Here is a 19,678-nt window from a genome sequence, read left to right as displayed (position 1 = left end):
GAATGTCTTCTCACGTCACCTACCTCGCCGAGGGGCCTCGCGTCGGCATACGCCACTTCACCCACGCCGACGCCGAGGCCTTCACGGCCCTGGCCCGCGAGAGCCGGAAGCTGCACCACCCCTGGCTGGCGCCGCCCGTCACCACAGAGGCGTACGAGACCTACGCGGGCCGCCTCATCGAGGACCCCACCAAGGCGGGCTTCCTCGTCTGCGACCGCGACACAGCCGACATCGCAGGCTTCATCAACATCAACAACATCGTCCAGGGCGCCTTCCTCTGCGGCGCCCTCGGCTACGGCGCCTTCGCCCACGCCGCGGGCAGAGGCCTGATGACCGAAGCCCTCAACCTGGTCGTCGCCCACGCTTTCCAAGAACCCTTGAACCTGCACCGCCTTGAAATCAACGCCCAGCCCGGCAATACGGCATCCATCGCCCTGGCCCGAAGCTGCGGCTTCCGCCTCGAGGGCTACTCGCCGGACTTCCTCTACATCGACGGCGCCTGGCGCGACCACGAACGCTGGGCCGTCACGCGCGAGATGCGCCGGCGATCAGCAGTGCACGAACGCGAGGGGTCGGGTCGGTAGGTGCGTGCTCGACGCATACCGGACCACCTGCAATTGCCCGCGGCGAGCACGTACCCACCGACGCGGCCCCGCCTTGGGCAACGGCGCTGAGCCAGAACGCACGAGAGGGGGCCCACCCCAAAGCCCCGCCTCACAAAATCCAGCCCGTCCGGCGCTTGAGGACCAGGGGCCCGGGGGCCCGGGGGCAGAGCCCCCGCGACCTCAACCGAAGCAGAGCCTCGACGAAACACGCCAAGCTCCAGCAGGATGACCGCATGCGACGGATCGTGGTCATCGACGCCCCCTCCAACCTGGGCCTGCGCCCACCCACCCCCACCAGCGTCCCCGGCTGCTACAAACTGGCCGGCGCCCTGCGCGAGCAGCGCATCGTGCAGCGCCTGGGCGCGCACGAGGGAGGCGTAGTAGTGCCGCCCCGCTACGACCGGGGCAACTGGCAGGAGGGCGACGGCGTGTTCAACGCCGAGGCCATCGCCGCGTACACCCCCAAGCTGGCCGACCGCATCGAACAGCACCTAAGGGCGGGAGACTTCCCGCTCGTCCTCGGCGGCGACTGCTCGATCCAGCTCGGCGCGTCCCTGGCCATGCGCCGCATCGGCCGCTACGGCCTCGCGGCCATCGACGGTTCCGCGGACTTCCGGCACACGGGCAACTCCGAGCGGATCGGCGCGGCGGGCGGCGAGGAGCTGGCGATCGGCACCGGACGCGGCCAGGACGACCTCGCCGACATCGAGGGCCTCAGGCCCTACCTCCGCGACGAGGACGTACGGCTCTTCGGGATGCGTGACTACGACGAGGACCGTGCCGAACTCGCCGAGTTGAAGATTCCGACCGCGACCGTCGGCGAGATCCGCGAATGGGGCCCGGAGGGCATCGCGGGCGCGGTGCGACAGGGCTTCGAGGCCGCCGCCGAACAACTGCCCGACTTCGGCGGGTACTGGGTCCACCTGGACGCCGACGTGCTCGACCCGACCGTCATGCCGGCCGTCGACAGCCCGGACCCGGACGGGCTCCTGCCCGAGGAACTGACCCGGCTCCTGCGCACATTGGTGCAGTCCGACCACTGCGTGGGCCTCAACGTCACCATCTACGACCCCGACCTGGACCCCGACGGCACCGCGGCCGCCCTCCTCACGGACATCGTCGTGAACGCCTTTGCGCAATCCTGACCGGGAGATCCCCTGGTCAACCGCACCACCAAACTGTTCCATGGTCAGGTGACGACGATCCGACGCGACGTACTGACCCTGCCCGGAGCCGCGTTGGGGCCGGAGAACCCGCTGCCGGCCCTGCGCACCCTCGACGAGATGCACACGATCGACGAGCGCGCCAAGGGAGGCCTGCCCCGGGACATGGCGCGGCAGATCGGCTACGAGCCGCTGCACAACGTGCTGCCCGTCCGCATCCTCGACGGCTACACCCGCGACCGTGCCGAGCTCACCCTCGACACGATCGTGCTCGAGAACGACCGGCTGCGCGCCACGGTCCTGCCCGGCCTCGGAGGCCGGGTGTACTCCCTGGTCCACAAGTCGACCGAAGCGCACTCCACCGAAACCCAGACCACCGAAACCCGCCCCACCGAAACCGAACTCCTCTACCGCAACCCGGTGTTCCAGCCCGCCGACTTCGCACTCAACGGCGCCTGGTACTCCGGCGGCATCGAGTGGAACATCGGCGCCACCGGCCACACCACCCTCTCCTGCGCCCCGGTGCACGCCGCACGCGTTCCCGCGCCGGGCGGCGGCGAGATGCTCAGGCTCTGGGAGTGGGAGCGGCTGCGCGACGTGCCGTTCCAGGTGGATCTGTGGCTGCCGGAGGGATCCGACTTCCTGTACGTCGGTGTCCGCGTGCGCAATCCGCACGAGAAGCCGGTGCCCGTGTATTGGTGGTCCAACATCGCCGTGCCCGAGGAGCGCAGGGTGCTCGCCCCGGCCGACGAGGCCTGGCACTTCGGATACGAACGGAGCCTGCGACGAGTACCCGTGCCCGAGTGGAACGGCGTGGACCGCACGTACCCGCTGCGCAGCGAATACCCCGCCGACTACTTCTACGAGGTCCCCGACAACGAGCGCCGCTGGATAGCCGCGCTCGACGAGAGGGGACAGGGCCTCGTCCAGACGTCGACCGACCTGCTGCGCGGCCGCAAGCTCTTCCTGTGGGGCTCCGGCACCGGCGGCCGCCGCTGGCAGCGCTGGCTCACCGAACCCGGCACCGGCGGCTACTGCGAGATCCAGGCGGGCCTCGCCCGCACCCAGCTGGAGCATGTGAAGCTCGACGCGGAGAGCGAGTTCGCCTGGCTGGAGGCGTACGGCCCGCTCAAGGCCGACGCCCCGGCGGCGCACGGCGGCGACTGGGCCGCCGCCCGCGCCGACGTCGCCGGCCGCCTGGAGGACGTGCTGCCCCGCGCCTCGGTCGAGGAGGCCTACGAGGCCTGGCGCGCGCACGCCGACGCCGAGCCCGGCGAGCGGCTGGCCACCGGCTCCGGGTGGGGCGCGCTCGAAGTCCTGCGCACCGGCTACAAGTTGCCGGGCACCCCCTTCGACGAGGCCACGCTCGGCGACGTACAGGCGCCGTGGCTGGAACTCCTGCACGGCGGCGCCGTCCCGGAGCCGCGCAAGGTGGCACCGCCCGGGCCCACGCCGGTGGCCCCGGCCTGGCGGGACATGCTGGAGACCGCGCCCGCCGAACCGCACACCGAGTACCACCTGGGGGTCGCCCAGTGGCACGCCGGGGACCTCGCGCAGGCGGTACGCAGCTGGGAGCGCGGCCTCGAACTCGCGCCCTCGCAATGGCCGTTGCTGCGCTGCCTGGCCGTGGCCGACCGGGAGGCGGGCAATCCGGAACGGGCCGCCGACCGCTACGTCGAGGCCTTCGACGACCTGTGCGCCGAGCGGCGCGACGACGGCGAGACCTGGACCGCGGCCACCGCCGCCCTCGGCCGCGAGGCGATCGAGGCGCTGCTCGCCACGGGCCGGGTCCCGCAGGCCCGCTCGGTGTGGGACCGGCTGCGGCCGGAGAACCGGGCCCGCGGCCGGTTCCGGCTGATCGAGGCCCAACTGCTGCTCGCCGAGGGCGAGAAGGAGGCGGCGCGCGCCGTGTTCGACGCGGGGTTCGAGGTGTCGGATCTACGGGAAGGGGCGGAGGTCCTGGGGGAGACCTGGGAGGCACTGACGGATGAACCGCTGCCCGAGCGGTACGAGTTCCGGATGCGGCCGGCTGCTGAATGAGCCGTAGGGGGAACGGAACCGGCTGCTGAATGAACCGTAGAACGAATTGGTATCCCCGGGCCTGAACCGGATCGGCCCCGGTGACCGTCGCTGCGTACAGACACCGGACAACAGTCAACGGTGCGGCGACGGTCACGGGGGATGCCATGGACACGGAGAACCGGCCGGGCGCCGGCCAGGGCCAGGACCAGGGCCAGGACCAGAGCCATGTCCAGAGCCATGAGCCGTGCCCCCAGTGCGGCGCCGCCATGCCGGTCCACGCGGACCACGTCGTCTGGTGCCGGGCCTGCGACTGGAACGTGGCGCCCGAGCTCTTCGTGTTCGGAGTCGGCCGGACCGCCTCGCTGCGGCGGGAGTCGGCCGGGCGGCAGGCGGCGAGGGTCTTCCAGGAGCTGGTGGGGGCGGACCGCATCGGGCGGCGCTCGCGGCTCACCCCGGCCCATCTGGCGTCGTACGCCGTCGCGACGGTCGTCCACGGCGTCGCCCTGGGGATCGCGGCCTGGGCGGTGCTGATCCTCGTCGCGTGGTGGTGGAACCCGCTGATGTGGGTGGTCGGCCTGGCGATGCTCGGCCTGTCCGCCGTGCTGCGGCCCTGGTTCCAGTGGCTGCCGCGCCACCTGCCCCGGCTCCAACGGGCCGACGCGCCACGGCTGTTCGGTCTGATCGACGAGGTGGCGGCCGTGGTCGGCACGCGTGGCGTGGACGTCGTGGTGCTCGACCCCGGCTTCAACGCGTACGTGACGCGGTACGGGCCCCGGCGGCGCGGACTGTGCATCGGGCTCACGCTGTGGGAGACGCTCACCCCGAGCCGGCGCGTCGCCCTGCTCGGCCATGAGCTCGGGCACTACGCGAACGGCGACTGCCGCCACGGCTTCTTCGTCGGCAACGCCCTTTACACGCTGGCCCTTTGGGCCCATGTGCTCAACCCGGGCCGCTGGCGCAAGAGCCGCATGCGGCACTACTTCGCGACGTTCGTGCTGCGCTGGCCGTACTACCTCGTGGACGGCACGCTGCGGCTCCTGGAGCGGCTGACCCTGCACGGCTCGGCGCGCCGCGAGTACCTGGCCGACGGCCTCTCCGCACAGGCCGCCTCCACCGAGGCCGCGGTCGGCCTCGCGCAAGGGCTGCTGTACGGCGGGGCGGCGATGGCGGGTCTCGACGCGGCGATCGAGGGCGAGGTGCTCGACTGGCGCACCATGCCGTGGCGGGCGGCGGCCGAGGCGGTGCGGCGGCTGCCCGAGCAGGAACGCGAACGGCTGCACAGGGTCAGCCAGTTGGAGTGGCACTACGAGGACGACACGCATCCCCCGACCCATCTGCGGATCGAGCTCCTTGAGCGCCGGCCGGAGCGCCCCGGCGCGGTGCATTTCGACCGTAAGGCCGTGGCGGCCGTGGAGCGGGAACTGGAGCGCGCCGTATGGCGGTTGATCAGGCGGCTGCGCTGAGGGCGCCGGCTTCTGGTGGGTCCGGTCGGTTCCGAGGGGGCCCGTCGCTTCCGAGGGTCTAGTCGGTGCCGCCCTGCCGGTCCACGTACTCGAAGACCGAACCGTCCGGATGCACCGCGATCAGATTGCGGCCGACCGGTGTCGGCACCGGGCCGGCGATCACCTGCGCGCCGGAGCCGGTGAGCACGGTGTACGCCTCGTCGACGTCCCGCACCGCGATGGTCGCCGCGACCTTGCGCAGCACCTCCAACTCGGCCTCGGGCCCGCTCATCAGCAAGAACGCGCCGACCGCGGCGACGGACACGCCACCGCGCTCGAAGCGCAGCGCCCGGCCGCCGGTGAGACGTTCATAGAACGCGACCGAGGTGTCCAGGTCGTCGACGCAGATGCGCAGCGTGGTCCCGAGGATCTCCATGGCTACAACACCCTTGCCTCTCCGAGCCGTTGATCCTTTTTCCCTGCAACTGCCCTTGCAACTTCCCTTGCGACTTCGCTTGCAACGATTTCATGATTGCCGCGCAGCTGTCAGCCGGCCGTCAGGATCTCCGTGCCGCGTGCCGCGAGGTGCTCGACGACGGGGTCGTGCGGGTCGGCGTCGGTGATCAGTCCGCTGATCTCCTCGAAGGGCAGGACGCGGAACCGCGAAGCCGTGCCGATCTTCTCGGAGGAGGCGAGGACGTAGGTGTCCGCGGCCCTCGCGGCCAGGGCGCGCTTCATCGCGGCCTCCTCGGCGTCGCCGGTGGTCAGCCCCGCCTCCGGGTGCACGCCCGTGACGCCGAGCAGGCAGAGGTCGGCGGAGACGTTCTGCGCGGCCTCGACCGCGGCCGCGCCGCAGGCGACCGCCGAGTGCTTGAAGACGCGGCCGCCGAGCAGGAAGAGCTCCGCGCGCGGATGGTCGAGCAGGGCCGCGGCGATCGTCGGGCTGTGCGTGATCACGGTGCAGGCCAGGTCCTGCGGGAGGGCCCCGGCGACGGCGAGAGCGGTGGTGCCCCCGTCGAGGATCAGCGCGCCGCCCGGCCGCACCAGGGCGGCGGCCACGGCGGCGACCTTGCGTTTGCCGTCGGTGGCCACGTTCTGCCGGGCGGCGTAGTCCACCACGGCCGGCGAGACGGGCAGGGCCCCGCCGTAGACCCGCTGGCACAGCCCCTCGGCCGCGAGGTCGCGGAGGTCGCGCCGCACGCTGTCCTCGGAAATGCCCAGCTCGGCGGCGACGTCCTTCGCGACGATCTTCCCCTCGCGGGTGAGCAGGCCCAACAGGTGGTCGCGTCGTTCAGCAGCCAGCATGCACACTCTCTCCTGTTCTTGCACGATTCTGCATGTACGGTAACGCCTCATGACCGACGAACCAAAACCCAGCACCGACGAACCAAAGCCCAGCACCGACGAGCCACAGCGGAAGGTCGACCAGGGCGTCGCCACCGCGCACGGGGTGGTCGCGTGAGGCCCGGCATCGACACCCCCGACCACCGCGGCCGCACCGGCCTCGACCGAGTCGGCCGCGACCTGGACCGCAACCCGGACGTCGTGGTGCGCGACGTCGAGCTCACCTCGCAGGGCTGGCACGTGCTGCGGCGTACCACCTTCGACTACCGCCGTGGCGACGGCCGTTGGGAGACGCAGCAGCGCGAGACCTACGACCGCGGGAACGGCGCCGTCGTCCTGCCGTACGACACCGCACGCGGCCGCGTCCTGCTCACCCGGCAGTTCCGCTTCCCGGCGTACGTCAACGACCACCCCGACGGCATGCTCGTCGAAGCCGCCGCAGGGCTGCTCGACGCGGACGACCCGCTCACCGCGATCCGGCGAGAGAGCACGGAGGAACTCGGCGTCGCCCTCGGCCCGCTCACCCACGTCCTCGACGCCTTCATGAGCCCCGGCTCGGTGACCGAACGCCTTCACTTCTTCGCGGCGCCCTACACCCCGGCCGACCGCACCGGACCCGGCGGCGGACTCGAGGAGGACGGCGAGGACATCGAGGTCCTCGAACTCCCCTTCGCCGACGCCCTCGCCATGACCCGCGACGGCCGCATCGCCGACGGCAAGACCATCCTGCTCCTGCAATGGGCGGCCCTGGACGGGCCGTTCGCCCGCACGCCCACGGCGGCGACGTAGGGCGGCAGCCGCCGCACGACGTCGAACGTGGGCTCCTTCAGCCGGACCGGCCGGAGTTGAGCCGGGCGGCCTGGCGGGTCAGATGGTCGCGTTCGCCGAGGTTGGGTGCCTTCCGGGCCGCCTCGGCGTAAAGGCGGGCCGCCGTGGCCAGGTCGCCGTCGCGCTCGTGGAGGTACGCCGCCACCGCGGCGTGGCGGGGCAGCGCGTCGTCCAGAGGTGCGAGCGCCGCCAGGCCGGCACGCGGTCCGTCGGCCTCGCCGACGGCCACCGCGCGGTTGAGCCGTACGACCGGGTTGTCGGTCAGGGCCGCGAGCTCGTCGTACCACTCGACGATCTGCACCCAGTCGGTCTCCCCGGCGGTGGGCGCGTCGGCGTGCAGGGCCGCGATCGCGGCCTGGGCCTGGAACTCGCCGAGGCGGTCGCGCGCGAGGGCGGACTGCAGGATCTTGATCCCCTCGGCGATCGCCCGGGTGTCCCAGCGGCCGCGGTCCTGTTCCGCGAGCGGTACGAGGCTGCCGTCGGGCGCGGTCCTGGCCGCGCGCCGGGCGTGGTGCAGCAGCATGAGCGCGAGCAGCCCCGCCACCTCGGGGTGGTCGATCGCGGCCGCGAGCTGCCGCGTGAGGCGGATGGCCTCGGCGACGAGGTCGACGTCGCCGGAGTAGCCCTCGTTGAAGACCAGGTAGAGGACGCGCAGCACGGTGGCGACGTCGCCGGCTTCGTCGAACCGCACGCCGGAGACGGTGCGCTTGGCCCGGCTGATGCGCTGCGCCATGGTCGCCTCGGGCACCAGGTAGGCCTGGGCGATCTGGCGCGTGGTGAGCCCGCCGACGGCGCGCAGCGTGAGCGCGACCGCGGACGACGGGGTCAACGACGGGTGGGCGCACAGGAAGTAGAGCTGGAGCGTGTCGTCCGCGGCAGGCGTGGGCCCGGGCGCCGGCTCCTCGTCGACGAGGTCCTCGCGCCGGCGGCGGGCGGTGTCCGCGCGGGTCGCGTCGAGGAACTTGCGCCAGGCCACGGTGACCAGCCAGCCCTTCGCGTCCCGCGGCGGGTCGGCCGGCCAGTGGTGGACCGCCTCGACGAGCGCGTCCTGCACGGCGTCCTCGGCCGCCGCGAAGTCGGCTCCGCGGCGGACGAGGACTCCGAGCACGCCCGGGGTGAGGCTCCTCAGCAGGGCCTCGTTCAGCTGGGTCACCTGAGAGGTCACTCCGTGACGGTGGGCTGCTCGCCGTAGAACGGGCGTAGCTCCAGCCACTCGTGGATGGGCTTGCCGCCGGCCCCGGGGGCGGCCGACAGTTCTCCGGCCAGCTCGACGGCGCGCTCGTAGCTGTCGACGTCGATCACCATCCAGCCGGCGATGAGGTCCTTGGTCTCGGCGAAAGGTCCGTCGGTGACGGGCGGCCTGCCCTCACCGTCGTACCGGACCCACGTCCCCTCGGGGGCGAGCGCCTGGCCGTCGACGAACTCGCCGGTCTTCTCCAGGCTGTCCGCGAAGTCCCGCATGTACTGGAGGTGGGCCGAGATCTCGTCCTGCGTCCACTGGTCCATGGGCACGCAGTTCACCGCTTCCGGGGCGCCACGGTAGTGCTTGAGCATCAGGTACTTGGCCATGAGGGTTCTCCTCGGTATCGGTGCGATCCATTGTGGTCGCTCTCACCACGGGGACGGAGCCGGTCCCGCGATCTCGACATCGTCGCCGGAGCTATTTTCCGCCCGGTGTGCCGGCTGCGTTCCGCCCGGTGCGCGAACCGGGCCCGGGCGCGGCGCGCCGACCCGGCCGTACGGCGTTACGCCCCTCGGGCGGCGGGTACCCGGACGCCATGAAACGCACCGGACCCGAACATTCCGAGCACACCGAACACACCGAATACACCGAGCAGTTGGGCCGCACAGGAGGCGCGCGCGGGACGCCGGGCACGCCCGATCCGCTGGGCGCCGACCTGACCGACGCGCTCGCCCAGATCGTGCGTGACACGGTCCGCGAGGAGCTGCGCGAGCAGACCCGCAAGCAGCGCCGCACGGCCGCCCTGTACGCGGCCTCCGGGACCCTTGCCCTGTACGCGGGCGCCGCCGTCGCCCTGGCCGTCGGCCTGGCGCTCGCCCTGGGCGTGGCGTCGTGGGGCGCCGCCCTGATCGTCGGCGCGCTGCTCGCCGCCCTGGCCTACGTCATGCGCAGCGCCGCACGCTCCGGGCACCGGGCGCAGCGGGACGTCGAGCTGGACACCTCGCTGGCCGCGGAACCGGACACCGGCCGGACCCCGTTCGGCCGACCCCTGCCCGGCACCGGCTCCCCGGCCACCCCCGCCGTCCCGCCCAACGAGCCGCTGCCGCCCGACGCCCCGCCGACGCCCACCGCCGGGCCGCGCCCCATGCCGAGGCAGCGCGACCAGGCCGCACCGCCCCGGCCGGAGGGCCCGCCGAGCACCGAGCGGTGAGCCGTGGCCCGGCGCCGGAGCCGAATCGGGCGGGGCTCACCCCGCCCCGCCGCCCGGACCGGCCCACCCCGCCGCCACCACCGCATCGCGCGCGATCTCCACGACGGCCCGCCCGTCCGTGGCCACCCGCACCGTCCCCGGCGGCAGCCCTTCGTCGAGTGCCCGCGCCATGAACGCGCTGCGCCGCAGTTGCCGCTCCAGCTCCGACCCCTGCTCGCGCCCCGTGAGCCGGGCGCGGACGGTGGCGTCGGTCGCCGTGAGCAGGACGCGTACGATCCGGGCGTCGTCCCCGAGGGCGCGCGTGAACAGGCCCGACGCCTCGGCCAGGACGCTCGCCGTGTTGGTGTAGATCAGCCGACGGCAGCCGAGCGCGGCGTAGTTGGCCCACACCGCCGCCAGATTGCGCTCCGTGATCAGCGAGCGGTCCGGGTCGCCGGGCGGCGCCGGATGGATGTGGTCGAGGAAGTCGCCCTCGACCAGCGCGTGCCCGGCCTCGACGGCCCGCAGCTGCGCCGACACCTCGAAGCCCACGGACGACTTGCCGGACCCGGACCGGCCCCCGATGAGCAGCACCTCGGTGATATCCATGGCCGGAGCCTGCCACTCGAGGGCCGGTGAGCGGGCGAGCCTCAAAGCACACGGACGAGGCTCAAAGCACACGGACGAGCCTCAAAGCACCCGGAACTCCTCGATCTCCTCCGCCCGCAGCGTCAGCCCGTGCCCCACCCCCGCATCGGGCCGCACCGAGCCGCCCATCGGGTCGAGGACGCCGTCGAAGAACATCAGCTCGATCCGCGCATGGTCGTGGAACCACTCGATGTGCCGCAGGTTCGGCACGCTCGCCGCGGCCGCCGCATGCGCGTGCGGTGCCCCGTGCGCGGAGATCTCCAGGCCGTGCGCCTGGGCGAGGGCGGCGGCGCGCAGCCATTCGGTGAGGCCGCCGCAGCGGGTGGCGTCGGCCTGCAGACAGTCCAGTGCGGGGATCATGCGGGCGAAGCAGGCCAGGTCGTAGCCGTACTGGCCCGCGGCGACATCGCACACCACCGTGTCCCGCACCAGGCTGAGCCCGTCCAGGTCGTCCGAGGCGACCGGCTCCTCGAACCAGCCGACCTGCAGTTCGGCGAGCGCGGCCCCGACCCGGACGGCCTGCTTGCGCGTGTAGGCGCCATTGGCGTCGACGTACAACTCGCCCTGCGGTCCGATCACTTGGCGGGCGGCCGCCACCCGGTCCAGGTCGCGGGCGACCGCCCGCCCCCAGCTCTCACCGATCCGGATCTTGACGCGGGGGATGTGCTGGCCGTGCACCCAGCCGTTGAGCTGCGCCGCGAGATGGGTGTCGTGGTACGTGGTGAACCCGCCGCTGCCGTACACCGGCACCGACTCGCGGGCCGCGCCGAGGAGACGTACGAGCGGCGTCTCCAGGAGCCGCGCCTTGAGGTCCCACAGGGCGATGTCCACCGCGGACAGCGCGCAGCCCGCGATGCCGGGCCGTCCCGCGTTGCGCACGGCCCTGACCATCGCGGTGTGCGCCGCCGGGACGTCGAGCGCGGAGCGGCCGACGATCGCTGCGGCGAGCTGTTCGCGGATCACGTCGGCGGCGGCCGCGGGGGCGTAGGTCCAGCCCGTGCCGGTCGCATGGCCCGCGGTGATCTCGGTGATCACCACGGTGGTGGTGTCCCAGGCGAAGGTGCCGTCCGCCTCGGGGGCGTCGGTCGGCACGGTGTAGGCGGACACGGCGGGCGTCTCGATCGGCACGGTGTTCTTGGTCATCTCACGTTCTCCTGTACGCCCTTGCCGGTGCCCGCGATCAGTTCGCGGTCCGCTCGCTCCGGGGAGCCTCCGGGCCGGGCGGGAACCGGGTATCCCCTCCGGGCGGAACTAGGCCCTGTCGCACTCCGCGGCGGGCGCGGGCCCCGCGGCGAAGCCGCTGTCGGATGCGGGTGCAGAGATCGCCGGAGGGTTTGTCGAAGCGGCTCGCGGGGACCCGCAGAGACCTGCGTCCGCGATCGTGCCGGAGGTCCCCGTGAGCCGTACCCGAGTCGTGATCGTCGCAGCCGGCCGCGCCGGTCGCCGGCCGCCCGCACGCCTGCCGGGCGGGCGGGCGGGCGGGCCGGACGTGCCGAGGTCGCGCCGCCCGACCCCGAGGGCGACCGCGCCGAGCCGGCGTACGACCGACTGGTCATCGCCATAGCCCGCGTACCCGGCCGACCGGGAAAGGAATAGCGACGTGGAAAGCCACCAAGTAGCCGAACTCGCCCAGCAGTTGAGGGTCGACTCCGTCCGCATGGCCGCCGCGGCCGGATCCGGACACCCCACCTCCTCCCTGTCGGCCGCCGACCTGATGGCCGTGCTGCTCGCCCGCCATCTGCGCTACGACTTCGCCCGCCCCGACCACCCCGGCAACGACCGGTTCATCCTCTCCAAGGGCCACGCCTCGCCGCTCCTGTACGCCGCGTACAAGGCGGCCGGCGCCCTCGACGACGACGAGCTGCGCACCTTCCGCGCGCTCGACAGCCGCCTCGAAGGCCACCCCAAACCGGGCCGGCTGCCCTGGGTCGAGGTCGCCACCGGCTCGCTCGGGCAGGGTCTGCCCGTCGGCGTCGGCATGGCCCTCGCGGGCAAGCGGCTCGACCGGGTCGGCTACCGGGTGTGGGTCCTGTGCGGCGACAGCGAGATGGCCGAGGGCTCCGTGTGGGAGGCCGCCGAACAGGCCGCCCACGAACACCTCGACAACCTCACCGCGCTCGTCGACGTCAACCGGCTAGGACAGCGCGGGCCGACCCGGCACGGGCACGATCTGGCCGCGTACGCACGGCGGTTCGACGCCTTCGGCTGGCACACCATCCAGGTCGACGGCCACGACGTGGACGCGATCGACCGGGCCCTTCAGGAGGCCCGTTCCACCACCCGCCAGCCCACCGCGATCCTCGCCCGCACCCTCAAGGGCAAGGGCGTCGCCGCCGCCGAGGACCGCGAGGGCCTGCACGGCAAGCCCCTCCCGCACCCCGAGGAGGCCATCGAGGAACTGGGCGGCGTACGCGACCTCCGCGTCGAGGTCCAACGCCCGCCCGCCGCACGGACGTTGCACGCGGTCCGCAGCGGCCACCTGGAGCTGCCCCGCTTCGACATCGGCGCGGAGGTCGCCACCCGCACCGCGTTCGGGCAGGCCCTCACCGCCCTCGGCCACGCCCGGGGTGATGTGGTGACCCTGGACGGCGAGGTCGGCGACTCGACGAAGGCCGAACTGTTCGCCAAGGAGCACCCGGAGCGCTACTTCGAGTGCTACATCGCCGAACAGCAGCTCGTCGCCGCCGCGGTGGGGCTCGCCGCCCGCGGCTATCTGCCGTACGCGGCCACCTTCGCGGCGTTCCTGACCCGGGCCCACGACTTCCTGCGCATGGCCTCCGTCAGCGGGGTGTCCCTGAACGTCGTCGGCTCCCACGCGGGCGTCGCCATCGGGCAGGACGGGCCGTCCCAGATGGGCCTCGAAGACCTGGCGATGTTCCGGGCGCTGCACGGCAGCACCGTCCTGTACCCGTGCGACGCCAACCAGACGGCGCGGCTCGTGGCGGAGATGGCCGGGCTCTCCGGCATCCGCTATTTGCGCACCACGCGCGGCGAATGCCCGGTGATCTACGGGCCCGAGGAGGAGTTCCCGGCCGGCGGCAGCAAGGTGCTCAGGTCCTCCGACGCGGACCGGGTGACCGTCGTCGCGGCCGGCGTCACCGTGCACGAGGCGCTGGCCGCCGCCGACTCGCTGGCCGAGGCGGGGATCCCGGTCCGGGTGATCGACCTCTACTCGGTCAAGCCCGTCGACCGCCGCACCCTGCACCAGGCCGCCGAACGCACCGGATGCCTCCTCACGGTCGAGGACCACCGGGAGGCCGGCGGGCTGGGCGACGCGGTGCTGGAAGCCTTTGCCGATGGGCGTCCGGTGCCGCGCCTGGCCCGGCTGGCGGTGCGCTCGATGCCGGGATCGGCGTCGCCCGCCGAGCAGTTGAGGGCGGCGGGGATCGACGCGGAGGCGATCGCGGCGGGCGTACGGCTGCTTGTGGAGCAGGCGGTCGTACGTTGACGAACCCGCCCGTACGTTGACGACCGCGGGCCGTGCGTCGACGACTGCGGCGGCCCGCACCCGCCCCGCACCCGCCCCGCGCCCGAACACCCGCCCGAACTCCGGGCGCCCCGGCGAGGTTTGGCCAAGGGCGCCGGGGTCACTCGGAGGACGAGGCTGCCATGACCAATACATCCAGCAACACCCCGAAGAAGAACCAGGGCGCGGCGGACGAGACGCCGGGGCCGATGGCCGTGCTGCGCGAGGCGCGCACCCAGCTCGCGGAACTCACCGGCATGGTGGCCGAGTCCGTGTCGTCCTTCGAACGCACCGAGGACGGCTGGACGTTGGAGATCGAGGTCCTCGAACTGGCCCGGGTCCCCGACACCATGAGCCTGATCGCGAGCTACCAGGTCGACCTCGACCCGCAGGGCGCGCTCACGGGCTACCGGCGGATCCGGCGTTACGAACGCGGACGATCGGACGCACACAGGTCCGGCGGCCGCTGACGACCGCGGTCCCCGCGCCAGACACGCAAGTCAAGCCAGCAAAGGAGGAACGGTCGCGATGACCGTTGTCCCCGCACAGCAATCAGGCGGCGCAGGCGGCACGAGTGGCCTGTACGACGTCATCGAACTGGTCCTCGACCGAGGCCTCGTGATCGATGCGTTCGTACGTGTCTCGCTCGTCGGCATCGAGATCCTGAAGATCGACGTCAGGGTCGTCGTCGCCAGCGTCGACACCTATCTCCGCTTCGCCGAGGCCTGCAACCGCCTCGACCTGGAGGCCGGACCGCACAAAAGCCCCGGACTGCCCGACCTGGTCGGCGAGATGACCGAGTCCGGCGCCCGCGGCAAGTCCAAGGGCGCGCTGACCGGCGCCGCCCAGACCGTCTCCGACGCGTTCAAGCAGGCCCGCGAGGAGGGCCAGGAGTCCGCCAGGCCCAGCGCCCGCCGCACCACGAGTGCCCGTAGGAAGAAGGAGGAGCAGGAGTGAGTACGTACATCTATGGGATCGCCAGGAGTACGCACTCCAAGCTTCCCCAGGGCATGAACGGGGTCGGCACCCCGGCCCGCACGGTGCGCATCGTGACGGCGGGAGATCTGTCCGCGATCTGCAGCGACGCGCCCGAGGGGCTGCGGCCCAAGCGCAACGACCTGCTCGCCCACCAGAACGTGCTCGCCGAGGCCGGCGCCGGCGGTGCCGTACTGCCGATGCGCTTCGGCAGCCTCGCGCCCGACGACCTGGCCGTGGCCGGTGTCCTCGAAGAGCGCGGCGACCACTACAAGGAGCGCCTCGAAGCGCTGGACGGCAAGGTCGAGTACAACGTCAAGGCCACCCACAACCAGGAAGCCGTCCTGCACCAGGTGATGGCCGAGCGCCCGGAGTTGCGCGAGCTGACCGAAGCCAACCGGCTTGCGGGCGGCGGCAGTTACGAGCAGCGCCTGCACCTGGGCGAGATGGTCGTGGCCGCCGTGCAGGCCCGGGAGCAGGCGGACGCGGCCGAGCTGCAGGCGACCTTGGAGCGGGTCTCCGACGCGGTGAACGCGGGTCCCGAATCCACCGGGTGGCTGGCCAACGTGTCCTTCCTGGTGGCCCGCAAGTCCGCCGAGGAGTTCCTTGCCGCGCTCGACTCCCTGCGCAAGGAACACGCCCACCTGGAGCTGCGGGTCAACGGCCCGCTGCCGCCGTACAGCTTCGTCGACCCGGGGCCGGCCGAGCACGCGCAGCCGTCAACGGCCGACGTCTCGTCCGCGCCGTCCACGGCGGACGTGACCGGCGAGCGCGGCCGGACGGAGTGAGGGCATGGGGCTCATCGGCGAGGTACTGCTGCTGCCGATCGCCCCGGTGCGCGGCTCCCTCTGGGTGATCAGACAAGTCGTGGCCGAGGCGGAACGGATCTATTACGACCCCTCGGTGGTCCGCAACGAACTCGCCCAACTCGAGCAGCGGCTCGAGGCGGGCGAGATCGATGATGCCGAGTTCGACCGGTTGGAGGACGACCTGCTCGACCGGCTGGAGATAGCGATGCAGCGGGCCACCGGCCCGCGGAACGGAAGCCACTGATGAATCGCATGGCACTGGGCCTCGCCGTAGGGGCGGGGTATGTGCTCGGACGAACCAAGAAGATGAAGCTGGCGTTCGCCGTCGGCACGCTGGTGGCGGGCAAGCGCATGAAGCTGAGCCCGCGCGCGCTCGGCGATCTGATGAGCAAACAGCTGGCGCAGAACCCCCAGTTCAAGGAGATCGGCGACCAGCTCCGCGAGGACATGCGGGGCGTCGGCAAGGCCGCGACCGGGGCAATGCTGAACCGGCAGCTGGAGGGCCTTGCCGACCGGCTGCACGACCGGACGCTCGGCGTGCAGGACCGGATATCGGGGGTCGTACCGGACGTGCTGGGCGACGAGGACGCGTACGACGACGAGGACGAAGAGGGCGGCGAGGACGAAGGGGAGGGCCGGAAGCAGAGCTCCGACAGCGAGCGGTCCGGCGATTCCGGTCGCTCCGGTCGCTCCGGTGGCTCCGGTGGCTCCGGTGGCTCCGCCAAGAAGTCCACCGACACCGCGAAGCGCGCCAAGAAGGCCCCGGCCGCGGCGAAGAAGCCCGCGTCGCAGGCCAAGTCGGGGACCGGGCAGACAGCGGGCCGGGCCGCGAAGACCGCGAAGAAGGCTCCGGAACGGACCGCGAAGAAGACGCCGGCCCGCTCCGCGAAGAAGGCCGCGAGTGCCGCCCGTTCCACCGCCCGTCGCACGACGTCGGCGGGCTCGGGATCGGGCTCGCGACCGTCTTCGTCGAAGGGAGGCGGCGGCCGTGCCTGACACCAAGAACCCCCTGGCCTCCGTGGCCGGCAGCGCCGCCGCCGACCGCGTCAAGGCCGAACTCCAGGACTACCTCGCCGCCCAGGCCCAGCGCCTGCTGATCGGCGCGGGCCGCAAGCTCGGCGACACCACCCTCAAGCTCAACGACATCGCCGAGGGCAAGAGCCCCGGCTTCGCCAAGCTCGCCCTCGACGGCGGCCGCAAGCTCGCCGAGGGCAAGGGCCCGCTGCGCAGCGCGGTGGAGCTCGGCGCGGGCCGGCTCAAGGACACGGTGAAGGACAAGCTCAAGGGTCTCGGCAAGGGCGGCGGCCGCAAGAAGGGCGGCGGCAAGAAGCCGGTCGTCATTCTGGAGTACGTCGACGTGGGCGTCCCGCTCCGGGTCGCGTACGACCAGTGGACCCAGTTCCAGGAGTTCTCCACCTTCGCCAAGGGCGTCCGCAGCGTCAGCAGGGCGGGCGACACCGACTCGGACTGGCAGCTCAAGATCTTCTGGTCCAGCCGCAGTTGGAAGGCGCACACCACCGACCAGGTGCCCGACGACCGCATCGCTTGGACGTCGGAGGGCGCCAAGGGCACCACGAAGGGCGTCGTCTCCTTCCACGAGATGGCCGAGAACCTCACCCGCATCGTGCTGATCGTCGAGTACTACCCGAAGGGCCTCTTCGAGAAGACCGGCAACATCTGGCGCGCCCAGGGCCGCCGCACCCGTCTCGACCTCAAGCACTTCGCCCGCTTCGTCAGCCTGCGCGGCGAGGCCACCGACAGCTGGCGCGGCGAGATCCGCGACGGCGAAGTGGTGACCACCCACGAGGAGGCGATGGAGGCCGAAGAGGCCGAAGGCGTCGAAGAGGGTGAGGAGCGCGACACGGCCTCCGACGAATTCGAGGAGGACGAGGAGCCCGAGGACTTCGACGAGTCCGAGTCCGAGGCGGAGGGCGAGGGCGAGTCCGAGGCGGAAGACGAGTTCGAAGAGGAAGCAGAGGAAGAGGAAGAAGAGCCCGAGCAGGACGAGGAGTTGGAGTACGAGGACGACGTCGAGGAGAAGGAACAGGAGCTGGAGCGTCAGGGCCGGAGCGGCCGATGACGACGGCGAGCCGCCTCCCCGACCCCTACGGCCAGGGGAGCGGCGCCAACCTCGCGGACATCCTCGAGCGGGTCCTCGACAAGGGCATCGTCATCGCGGGCGACATCCGCATCAATCTGCTCGACATCGAACTGCTCACCATCAAACTGCGCCTCATCGTCGCCTCGGTCGACAAGGCCAAGGAAATGGGCATCGACTGGTGGGAGGAGGACCCGGCGCTGTCGTCAGGTGCGCGCCGGGCCGAACTCTCCCGCGAGAACACCGAGTTGCGGGCCCGCATCGCCGCGCTGGAGGAGGGGAGCGACACCGACGGGCAGCAGGCCGAGCCGGCGAAGGGGAGCCGGCGAACGACGAAGGGGAGCCGCAGTGAGCGGTGAGCTGATGTACGTCTATGCGGTGTGCCGCCCCTACGAGGCGGCGCTGCAGGCGGAGTTGACCGGGGTCGGCCAGGCCCCGGTCAAGGCGTTGCGGCACGGCGATCTGGTCGCCGTGCTCAGCGCCGTGCCGCAGCGCGACTTCGCCGAGCAGCCGCTCCGCGCCCATCTGGAGGACCTCGACTGGCTGGCCGCCACGGCCCGCGCCCACCAGACCGTGGTCGCCGCGCTGGCCACGGTCACCTCCCCGGTGCCGCTGCGGCTCGCCACGGTGTTCCACGACGAGAGCGGCGTACGCACCCTCATCGAGGCCGAGGCGGACCGCTTCCGGCGCACCCTGGACCGCCTCGACGGGCGGGTCGAGTGGGGGGTCAAGGTCCAGCTGCAGAGCGGGAGTTCGCAGCCCGAGGCGCCGGCCCGTCCGGCGCCCGCGAGCGGCCGGGACTATCTCCGGCAGCGCCTGGCCGGCCGGCGCTCCCAGGACGACCGGGACGAGCGCGCCGAACGCTTCGCCGCCCGCCTGCACCAGGAGCTGTCCCGGCATGCCGAGGCGGCCCGGCTGCACCCGCCGCAGAACTCGTCGCTCTCCCGGGAGCCGGGCCGCAACGTGCTCAACGCCGCCTATCTGGTGCCGCGCAAGGACTCGGAGGCGTTCGTGGAACTGGTGGACCGGACGAAGGGCGAGGAGTCGGACCTCGGCGTCGAACTCACCGGCCCCTGGGCCGCGTACTCCTTCACGGAGTTCGCGGAGGATGCGGAGGATGCGGAGGACGAAGCGGAGGAGGAGCGGCCGTGACCGTCATCGAACGACGTGAGGTCGCCCTCGTCGACCTGCTCGACCGGCTGCTCGCCGGGGGAGTGGTCATCGCGGGCGACCTCACACTGCGGATCGCGGACGTGGATCTCGTACGGATCGATCTCAATGCCCTCATCAGTTCCGTGAACGAGCAGGTTCCCTCGCCTTTCGAAAGGCTGGAATGACGCGCATGACCCGCCGCAATCGTGTGGAACTCGATCCCGACACAGTGGAACGCGATCTCGTCAAACTCGTCCTGACCGTCGTCGAATTGCTGCGCCAGCTCATGGAACGCCAGGCGCTGCGCCGTTTCGACACCGGGGAACTGACGGAGGAGCAGGAGGAGCGGATCGGGCTGACATTGATGCTGCTCGAGGATCGCATGGCCGAATTGCGCGAACGCTACGGCCTGCTCCCCGAGGACCTCAACATCGACCTCGGTCCGCTGGGCCCCCTGCTCCCCAGGGATTAGCGGTCAGTACCCCTGTCTACCAGTACCCCTATCTACCATCGATACCAGCGGGACCTGCTCCCGGCGGTCGTGGTGGAGCGCATCACGAAGCCGAGCAGCCAGATGACGAGCACGGCGATGGCGATCCACCAGAGAACCTTTACCGCGAATCCGGCCCCGAAAAGAATCAGGGCGAGCAGTAGAACGAGCAGAATAGGAACCACTATTCACACCTCCAGCATTCCGAGTTCCCCGGAAAGCCGGTCCGACACGGTCGTGCCGGAATCGGCTGAATCGGACCGG

At 71.9% G+C, this 19,678-nt stretch carries 23 protein-coding genes and 1 pseudogene; 17 read left to right on the top strand and 7 right to left on the bottom strand.

The window, feature by feature from the left end; genetic code table 11:
- Nucleotides 1-2: 2 nt before the first annotated feature.
- The 4 genes from OG430_RS10520 (at nucleotide 3) to OG430_RS10505 (ending at nucleotide 5,253) form a co-directional block, all read left to right on the top strand.
- Complete coding sequence (locus OG430_RS10520; RefSeq protein WP_327352179.1) at nucleotides 3-584, top strand: GNAT family N-acetyltransferase; 582 nt, start codon at nucleotides 3-5, stop codon at nucleotides 582-584.
- Nucleotides 585-838: 254 nt separating this feature from the next.
- Complete coding sequence (locus OG430_RS10515; RefSeq protein ID WP_327352178.1) at nucleotides 839-1,750, top strand: arginase family protein; 912 nt, start codon at nucleotides 839-841, stop codon at nucleotides 1,748-1,750.
- A 48-nt stretch (nucleotides 1,751-1,798) separates the two neighbouring features.
- Nucleotides 1,799-3,808, top strand: coding sequence for a DUF5107 domain-containing protein (locus tag OG430_RS10510; RefSeq protein ID WP_327352177.1), 2,010 nt, complete (start codon nucleotides 1,799-1,801; stop codon nucleotides 3,806-3,808).
- 146 nt (nucleotides 3,809-3,954) lie between these two features.
- The gene (locus OG430_RS10505; RefSeq protein ID WP_327352176.1) at nucleotides 3,955-5,253 is read left to right on the top strand and encodes a M48 family metalloprotease; all 1,299 of its coding nucleotides are present in this window, start codon (nucleotides 3,955-3,957) and stop codon (nucleotides 5,251-5,253) included.
- 58 nt (nucleotides 5,254-5,311) lie between these two features.
- On the opposite strand, the gene OG430_RS10500 is transcribed toward OG430_RS10505, so the two are convergent.
- Nucleotides 5,312-5,668, bottom strand: a complete 357-nt coding sequence (locus tag OG430_RS10500; protein ID WP_327352175.1) for a VOC family protein — start codon at nucleotides 5,666-5,668, stop codon at nucleotides 5,312-5,314.
- A gap of 110 nt (nucleotides 5,669-5,778) precedes the next feature.
- Nucleotides 5,779-6,537 carry a DeoR/GlpR family DNA-binding transcription regulator gene (locus tag OG430_RS10495; RefSeq protein ID WP_327352174.1) on the bottom strand — a complete coding sequence of 253 codons (759 nt, stop codon included), beginning with the start codon at nucleotides 6,535-6,537 and terminating at the stop codon, nucleotides 5,779-5,781.
- Between the two features lie 153 nt (nucleotides 6,538-6,690).
- On the opposite strand from OG430_RS10495, the gene OG430_RS10490 reads away from it, so the two are divergent.
- Nucleotides 6,691-7,365: an NUDIX domain-containing protein gene (locus OG430_RS10490; RefSeq protein ID WP_327352173.1), complete on the top strand. Its 675-nt coding sequence runs from the start codon at nucleotides 6,691-6,693 to the stop codon at nucleotides 7,363-7,365.
- A 37-nt stretch (nucleotides 7,366-7,402) separates the two neighbouring features.
- Here OG430_RS10490 and OG430_RS10485 read toward each other — a convergent pair whose 3' ends face one another.
- Entirely contained in the window at nucleotides 7,403-8,548 is a 1,146-nt protein-coding gene (locus tag OG430_RS10485) for an RNA polymerase sigma factor (protein ID WP_327359036.1), read from the bottom strand.
- 17 nt (nucleotides 8,549-8,565) lie between these two features.
- Nucleotides 8,566-8,973: a YciI family protein gene (locus OG430_RS10480; protein ID WP_327352172.1), complete on the bottom strand. Its 408-nt coding sequence runs from the start codon at nucleotides 8,971-8,973 to the stop codon at nucleotides 8,566-8,568.
- A gap of 209 nt (nucleotides 8,974-9,182) precedes the next feature.
- On the opposite strand from OG430_RS10480, the gene OG430_RS10475 reads away from it, so the two are divergent.
- A complete protein-coding gene (locus OG430_RS10475; RefSeq protein ID WP_327352171.1) occupies nucleotides 9,183-9,797 on the top strand; it encodes a phage holin family protein in 615 nt (204 codons plus the stop codon).
- Nucleotides 9,798-9,833: 36 nt separating this feature from the next.
- Here the strand turns inward: OG430_RS10475 and OG430_RS10470 are convergent, their stop codons facing one another.
- Together OG430_RS10470 and OG430_RS10465 are read right to left on the bottom strand one after the other, a co-directional pair.
- Nucleotides 9,834-10,385 carry a hypothetical protein gene (locus OG430_RS10470; RefSeq protein WP_327352170.1) on the bottom strand — a complete coding sequence of 184 codons (552 nt, stop codon included), beginning with the start codon at nucleotides 10,383-10,385 and terminating at the stop codon, nucleotides 9,834-9,836.
- Nucleotides 10,386-10,466: 81 nt separating this feature from the next.
- The gene (locus OG430_RS10465; protein WP_327352169.1) at nucleotides 10,467-11,567 is read right to left on the bottom strand and encodes an enolase C-terminal domain-like protein; all 1,101 of its coding nucleotides are present in this window, start codon (nucleotides 11,565-11,567) and stop codon (nucleotides 10,467-10,469) included.
- A gap of 454 nt (nucleotides 11,568-12,021) precedes the next feature.
- Here OG430_RS10465 and OG430_RS10460 point away from each other — a divergent pair.
- The 11 genes and pseudogenes from OG430_RS10460 to OG430_RS10410 form a co-directional block, all read left to right on the top strand.
- Nucleotides 12,022-13,872: pseudogene (locus OG430_RS10460) on the top strand (transketolase); the annotation flags it as partial.
- A gap of 161 nt (nucleotides 13,873-14,033) precedes the next feature.
- Nucleotides 14,034-14,360, top strand: coding sequence for a gas vesicle protein GvpO (locus tag OG430_RS10455; protein WP_327352168.1), 327 nt, complete (start codon nucleotides 14,034-14,036; stop codon nucleotides 14,358-14,360).
- 58 nt (nucleotides 14,361-14,418) lie between these two features.
- Nucleotides 14,419-14,847, top strand: coding sequence for a gas vesicle structural protein GvpA (locus OG430_RS10450; protein ID WP_327352167.1), 429 nt, complete (start codon nucleotides 14,419-14,421; stop codon nucleotides 14,845-14,847).
- Entirely contained in the window at nucleotides 14,844-15,653 is an 810-nt protein-coding gene (locus OG430_RS10445; protein WP_327352166.1) for a GvpL/GvpF family gas vesicle protein, read from the top strand. Before OG430_RS10450 ends, OG430_RS10445 begins: the two co-directional genes overlap by 4 nt.
- A 4-nt stretch (nucleotides 15,654-15,657) precedes the next feature.
- Entirely contained in the window at nucleotides 15,658-15,918 is a 261-nt protein-coding gene (locus tag OG430_RS10440; RefSeq protein WP_327352165.1) for a gas vesicle protein GvpG, read from the top strand.
- Nucleotides 15,918-16,670, top strand: a complete 753-nt coding sequence (locus OG430_RS10435; protein ID WP_327352164.1) for a hypothetical protein — start codon at nucleotides 15,918-15,920, stop codon at nucleotides 16,668-16,670. Before OG430_RS10440 ends, OG430_RS10435 begins: the two co-directional genes overlap by 1 nt.
- Nucleotides 16,663-17,754: an SRPBCC family protein gene (locus OG430_RS10430; RefSeq protein WP_327352163.1), complete on the top strand. Its 1,092-nt coding sequence runs from the start codon at nucleotides 16,663-16,665 to the stop codon at nucleotides 17,752-17,754. Before OG430_RS10435 ends, OG430_RS10430 begins: the two co-directional genes overlap by 8 nt.
- Entirely contained in the window at nucleotides 17,751-18,131 is a 381-nt protein-coding gene (locus OG430_RS10425; RefSeq protein ID WP_327352162.1) for a gas vesicle protein, read from the top strand. The genes OG430_RS10430 and OG430_RS10425 overlap by 4 nt, the downstream gene beginning before the upstream one ends.
- Nucleotides 18,132-18,135: 4 nt before the next feature.
- Nucleotides 18,136-18,924 (top strand): GvpL/GvpF family gas vesicle protein, encoded by a 789-nt coding sequence (locus tag OG430_RS10420; RefSeq protein WP_442816702.1) that lies wholly within the window; start codon nucleotides 18,136-18,138, stop codon nucleotides 18,922-18,924.
- Nucleotides 18,921-19,109 (top strand): gas vesicle protein, encoded by a 189-nt coding sequence (locus OG430_RS10415; protein ID WP_327352160.1) that lies wholly within the window; start codon nucleotides 18,921-18,923, stop codon nucleotides 19,107-19,109. The genes OG430_RS10420 and OG430_RS10415 overlap by 4 nt, the downstream gene beginning before the upstream one ends.
- A 5-nt stretch (nucleotides 19,110-19,114) precedes the next feature.
- A complete protein-coding gene (locus OG430_RS10410) occupies nucleotides 19,115-19,396 on the top strand; it encodes a gas vesicle protein K (RefSeq protein WP_327359035.1) in 282 nt (93 codons plus the stop codon).
- A gap of 32 nt (nucleotides 19,397-19,428) precedes the next feature.
- On the opposite strand, the gene OG430_RS10405 is transcribed toward OG430_RS10410, so the two are convergent.
- Nucleotides 19,429-19,599 carry a hydrophobic protein gene (locus OG430_RS10405; RefSeq protein ID WP_327352159.1) on the bottom strand — a complete coding sequence of 57 codons (171 nt, stop codon included), beginning with the start codon at nucleotides 19,597-19,599 and terminating at the stop codon, nucleotides 19,429-19,431.
- Nucleotides 19,600-19,678 lie beyond the last annotated feature (79 nt).

The organism is Streptomyces sp. NBC_01304 (assembly GCF_035975855.1).
Taxonomy (GTDB): Bacteria; Actinomycetota; Actinomycetes; order Streptomycetales; family Streptomycetaceae; genus Streptomyces.
This window is presented reverse-complemented; position numbering and strand designations above follow the sequence as displayed.